Source organism: Candidatus Cryosericum odellii (assembly GCF_003570935.1).
GTDB classification, from domain to species: domain Bacteria; phylum Caldisericota; class Caldisericia; order Cryosericales; family Cryosericaceae; genus Cryosericum; species Cryosericum odellii.
Map to the genome: position 1 here is coordinate 1 of NZ_QXIU01000228.1, position 5,942 is coordinate 5,942.

A 5,942-nucleotide genomic window follows, 5' to 3' on the forward strand; every position below is an offset into this window, starting at 1 on the left:
ATATCGGCAGCGGTCACGCTATTGTCGATTCCACGAGCGAGCGTCTGATGGTCCATCATCCGACGCCAGATTCTGGTCGTCTCATACCCAAGGTCGTGCAGGACATCGTTCAGACGCTCTATGCCGATCTCCTCGATAAGCTGGTTGCAGGCCATGTTGTCGGACACACCCATCATCATCACACATAGGTCCTGGACTGACCACGGGCGAGACGTGTCCAGATGCTCGAGAAGGCCGGTTCCATGAGGGGCAGCGACTGTCAGACGAATCGGCCGGTCCCACGCCAGGTCACCCAGTTCCACCAGTTGTGCAACGCAAACCAGGACCGGAAGCTTGATGATCGACGCTGCTCCGAACGGGAGATTACTATTTTGAGAGAAGATAAGACAGCGGTCTTCTGCGCTCAAGAGCTCGGCGTGCACGGCGCATGGAAATGTGACCGTCGCAAGAACTCCTTGAAGCGCTTTCTGGACGGGAAAGTACCGGACGTCCTGCTTCATTCAGTCTCAGGCTTCGAGCAGTCGCGGTACACGCGGTGAACCAGCTTCCCGACCGTAGAGAGGACCTCGTAGCTGATCGTCTGGGCGAGTGAACCCAGGTCGCCGGCAGTAATGCGCTGATTTCCGGCTTCACCCATGAGCACAGCTTCGTCGCCCACCGTCACACCCTGGACGTCCGACAGGTCGATCATGATCTGATCCATGGTCACCCGCCCTATGACCGGCGCCCGCTTGCCACGGATGAGCACCGAGGCCTTGTTGGACAACATGCGGGAATACCCATCCCTGTAGCCGACCGGAAGGATTCCTACCGTCGTCGGTTTGTAGGTCAAATAGCTGCGCCCATAGCTGATTCCGTAGCCGGCGGGAACCTGTTTGAACGCAATCAGTCGCGACTTCATCGACATTGCCGGCCGCAATCCCGCAATCGGCACGCCCTCGATGGGCGAACAACCATAGAGCAGTAACCCCGGACGGACTCCTTCGAACGTCGCAGTCTTCATGGTCAGGATACCAGCCGAGTTACAGAAATGGGCAATAGGAGGGCGTATCCCCTCTACGGTCGACTGATGAAGGACTTTCTCGAACCTGCGCAGTTGCATGGAGGAGTAGGATTCGTCCGAGTCCGCACAGGAAAAGTGCGAATATATCCCCTCTACCTCAAGACCTTTCATCCCGTTCAACTTGTGCAGCACGTCCAGCGCCCCTTCCGCGAGAACGCCACCTCTTCCCATGCCCGTATCCACCTCGAGATGGACGGTCAGCTGCTTTCCGGCAGCTGCTCCGACGAGTTCGCGTACGACGTCGTCGTTGGGGATGCTGAGCGTAATATTTTGAGCGATTGCCTCCTGGACTCCCGATGCGGGGACAGAGCCAAACACGAGCATGTGACCTTTGATGCCGGCCCGTCGAAGCTCAAGAGCCTCTTCCAGCGTAGCAAGCGCAAACCAGTTGGCACCCTCTTCCTGGAGGACTCGCGTCACATCCACCGCGCCATGCCCATAGGCATCGTCCTTGACGACACACAGGATATGGGTCTTCGCCGGCACCATCCCACGGATGACATGATAGTTGCCCCGTACGCAAGCCAGATCGATCTCCAGCCACGTGGGACGTCCGAGCTGCTCGATCGAAACACTGTCCTCTCTCTTCATGACAAAACCATAGCACGATTCAGAAGGCGTTCAACACAGGAATACTCACTGATACGCAGTCTACAGCCACGCTGTCCATGTCCATCACCAAGTATGCAAACGTTGCCATTGACAAGAATCAGGTATTCCGTATAGTAGCAGTGTAATCGGTAACTTCGTTATCGGTTACATGCCCTCCTTCGAAAACAACCCGGACCGCAATCGCGCTTCGGGTTGTTTTCTTTGTTGCCCCTCCTACCAGAATCTGACAGGCTGATAGTCCGCAGTCGACTGGTGCAGTGGTGGCAACTCCCTGTCTCCTGCCGTGCTCCGCAACGCTTCTTCCATCGCAGCTGCGAAGAAACGCTCAGAGCTGTAATGGTCGACAATAACTACACAGCCACCGGCCTGAGACACGTCGAGCGCCCTGTGATAAGTGATATCTCCCGTGATCAGTACCTGGGCTCCAGCTCTGTTTGCAGCCGGGAGAAGCGACGATCCCGATCCGGAGCAGAAGGCCACGCATTCGATGGCCTCCGGCAGAGTTCCCGCCACCGGCAACACCGACACAGCAAAGAATGACTTAATGAATGCGACGAACTCTTCCGGACCCATGACATGAGGCAGCCTCCCTATGTGCCCGAACCCGGCAACTGGGCTCCCAGGAAGATGCTCCTCGAAAACGTCGACTGCCGGCTCCTCGTAGGGATGAACCCCGCGCAGGGCCTTCAGGACAGATACCAGGTCCCGGCCGGACACGATGGTCTCGACGCGGTCCTCTACCACGCTGGTCATGGCATTCTCCTCACCCACAAAGGGATGCGTCCCAGGATCAGGCACGAACCCACCCGTCCCGACAGCCCGGTACGACGTGTGCGAGTAGGAGCCGGTATGCCCTGCCCCGGCGGCAAACATCGCTTCGAGGACCTGTTCCCTAAACTCAGGGGGAACGAACGTGACAATTTTGTACAACCGGTCCGACTCGTGAACCTCAAGGATATCCAGATCAGTGAGGCCCATCCGACGCGCCACAAATGCGTTGAGACCATCCGACACAGCGTCGAAGTTCGTGTGTACTGCCAGCAGAGCCATGTCCATACGAACGGCTGCCAACAGTGCCGAGTGCTGGATCGGGTCCAGCTTCTTGATCGCCCTGAAGATGGGGGGATGATGGGAAAGAATGAGATTGGCGCCCACCCGGTGCGCTTCCTCGACCGTCTCGTGCGTGACATCCAGACAAAGGAGAACACCGCGAACTTCATCGTCCATTGAACCGACGATCAGTCCGGCATTGTCATACTCCTCCTGCAGTCGAAACGGGGCCACAATATCGATGAGATCGTACAATTCCTGGATGCGCATTGCGCACCTCCTGTGCCAGCACGTTGCTTTCAACAAGAGTATACGCCACGAACGACCGAACCGACAGGCAACTAACCAGGGAGGAAGGCTCGGGGCTAGCTCCTGGTTCCAGGAAGCTTGTCCTCGGTTGAACCAGCGTGCGCCGTTCCTCCCGCTCGTACCATCCCGTACACCAGAGCGACTTCCCCGACAAGAGCCACGAGATCGCCAACGCTATAGGCCGAACCCATGTCGCCAAGAAACGGCAGGACGATATAGTCTCCCAGGAAATTGAGGTGCGTCTGATCACTCATGAGGACAACATTGGCTGCTGTGCCGTCCCTGACCAGCTGCTCTGCGTGAGAGCTCTGCCCAGTAGCAATAAGTGCCTGGGAATCAGCCGGCATACGCCCGTGATTGACGCCGATGACAATGACGTTGAGCATTAGTCCGACCAGGAGGATCGGAACACCGAAAACCCTGCGGTTCAGCAGCAGAAATGCCAGGAGCATAAGGAGGCTCAGGACATAAATCCCTGGAAGCAGCGCGCCAAGCAGCGATTCCCCGCGGGACGTAAAAATAAGCAGCTGAACCACGAACGCCCCCACGCCGAGAAACAGAGCCTTCAGGTGGAAGTTTTCGATGTAGCGCAGCCGTCCGCCAGTAGCCAGACTCAGGCAGAGGGCACACGCGAGAACGACAAGAACAAACACTGTCAGCCTTCCCCTGCTAAAACAACATCACTCACAAGAAACGCATTTTCAGTCATCATTTTCGCACCCCAGTTCTCTTCGATATGGTAGAGACTCCGAACAGTCTCCGTCGCTCTGATGAAAGCAGGCCAGTCACACCCTTTCTTCCGACTGACGACCTGCCGGTTTCACTCTCAACACGTCGAACACGACCACGGCTTCACCAGCAAGAGCAATCAGATCACCGACGCTGCATGCTGAGCCGACTGACCCAGCCGAATCACGATGTTGTCCCCTAGCATGTTCAGCCTTGTGAAATCGCTCCTCAGGTCGCAGTTGGCAGCTGCTCCATGCAGGCGCAGCTGATCCGCCTCCTCGACGCCGCCCGCTCCAGTAAGTGCCCCCACGGAAGCAGGCATCCGTCCAGCATTTGCACTGATGACAAGCATGTTAAGCATCAGTCCGATCAGGAGGATCGGGACGCCGAAAACCCCCCAGTTCAGCAGCAGAAATGCCAAGAGCATAAGGAGGCTCAGGACATAGACCCATGGAAGCAGTGCGCCAAGAAGCGATTCCCCGCGGGATGTGAAAATGAGCAGCTGAACCGCGAACGCCCCCACCCCGAGAGACAGAGCCTTCAGGCGGAAGTTTTTGACGTAGCGTAGCCGTCCACCGGCGAGCAGACTGGAAATCAGAGCAACGCACAAGACAGCCAGAACAAACATGCTAAACTTGGACGCCCGCTGCGATGTCGACTCCGTCTGTCGAGTCGATCTGCACAGTGGAGGGAAAATTGGTCATGTCTCCTGTCGCAAGGTGCGCCCGAACAAGCTTCGTGAATGTGACCACGAGCTCTGGATCGAACTGTGCCCCGCGCTCCTGGTCCAAGATCTTTAGAGCTTCAGTGACCGTGAGGCTCTTGGCCCGGTAGGGCCGCACACTAACCATAGCGTCGAACGAATCTGCGACAGCAATGATGCGCGCACCAAAAGGAATGTTCTCGCCCGCGAGATGGTCCGGGTAACCATTGCCATCATATCGCTCATGGTGGTGCAGGACGATATCCCGTCCGCCCTGAAACAGCGTCAGGCCTTCCAGCAGGCTGGCAGACACCGCGGAGTGCCCCATGATCTGATGAAACTCCTCTGCACTGAGACCGGGCTTGCGCAGCAAGTTGTCGTCCAGTCCGACCTTCCCCAAATCGTGCAACACGGCAGCCTGCAGAACCATATCGGCTTCCGAACTCTCCATGCCAAGTTCATCGCACATATCGTCGACCCAGGCCCGCACGCGCTTTGAATGCTGTGCGGTTTCGGGACTCTTGCTCTCAAGGACATCGACCAGCTTCTCAAGAATTGTCTGTGTCTGACTCCGCAACGTCTGCTCTCTCTTGAGAGCATAGTACAACACTACGAAGACAGGAACCAGAAACAGGACGGTCCATGGGTTCTGCCAGTACAGAACCATGATGACTATCCCGAGAAGAAGCAACGTCAGGTTGGTAAGCCATGTCGTCCTCACGAGCGAACCCAGTGTGCGGACGAAGCTGCCGCGAGATAGCAGCGAAAACAAGCCGGCAAGAAGCAGGTACTCACTTCCAAGAAACCACACGGCTGAGAGTACAAGTGCCCGCACGTTCTCCATGGCCAGGAAGTCCAGCGAGACGTCCACAAAACGATGATACGCGAGACTTGCTCCACCAACTGCTATGGCATATAAGGCCATGTTGAAAATGCTCTTGATCGCTTCTTTGTGTGTCAGGCGATCGCTCACCAGTGTCTGAATGACGGCAATGCCTGCAGCAACTTGGGGTGGAAACAGACAAGCCACAGCAAAGATGACAGCCTCTGAAACCACGATCTCCACCTTCGACACACCATAAGCGTAGAACACGATAGGAAACGTGTCCACGAGGATTCCGACTGCAAGGTAGAGGCAGACCCAAAACCAGGAGAACCCGGGTGTGCCCCCCAAGAGCCTCGGGCTGAACACAACCACGGCTACGCCTACCAATGCAACCGCACATATGTAGACAATTACGCGAGAAGAGACACGATCACTCAATAGCAGACCTCCACCGACGCGACGTCAAGCATCGATCGGTGCCACTAATTGTGCTTCCAGACTCATGTTTGTCAACAACGCTACAGGGATCGATGCTGTCAGGTTGGTGGCTAATGCCACTTCATAATGGCAAGGATGGACAGGATGATGGTGGCAATCGAAACGGCACTGGCGGTGACTTTGCTTCCCCACTTCATAGCAGATACCTCCTC

6 protein-coding genes are annotated in these 5,942 nt (G+C 56.6%); all 6 read right to left on the reverse strand.

Going from position 1 to position 5,942, the window contains the following annotated elements:
• Positions 1–500: serine hydrolase (locus tag SMC5_RS09450; RefSeq protein ID WP_133299205.1), on the reverse strand; the 500-nt coding region annotated here is incomplete at its 3' end.
• Positions 497–1,654, reverse strand: coding sequence for an alanine racemase (gene alr, locus SMC5_RS09455; RefSeq protein WP_119120519.1), 1,158 nt, complete (start codon positions 1,652–1,654; stop codon positions 497–499). The genes SMC5_RS09450 and alr, both read right to left, overlap by 4 nt.
• Positions 1,655–1,888: 234 nt before the next feature.
• A complete protein-coding gene (locus tag SMC5_RS09460; RefSeq protein ID WP_119120520.1) occupies positions 1,889–2,995 on the reverse strand; it encodes a Nif3-like dinuclear metal center hexameric protein in 1,107 nt (368 codons plus the stop codon).
• Positions 2,996–3,090: 95 nt separating this feature from the next.
• On the reverse strand, positions 3,091–3,687 hold the full coding sequence (locus SMC5_RS09465) for a DUF5317 family protein (RefSeq protein ID WP_119120521.1): 597 nt from the start codon (positions 3,685–3,687) through the stop codon (positions 3,091–3,093).
• A gap of 215 nt (positions 3,688–3,902) precedes the next feature.
• Positions 3,903–4,391, reverse strand: a complete 489-nt coding sequence (locus tag SMC5_RS09470; RefSeq protein ID WP_119120522.1) for a DUF5317 family protein — start codon at positions 4,389–4,391, stop codon at positions 3,903–3,905.
• 1 nt (position 4,392) lies between these two features.
• Positions 4,393–5,730, reverse strand: a complete 1,338-nt coding sequence (locus SMC5_RS09475) for an HD-GYP domain-containing protein (RefSeq protein WP_119120523.1) — start codon at positions 5,728–5,730, stop codon at positions 4,393–4,395.
• Positions 5,731–5,942: the final 212 nt, after the last annotated feature.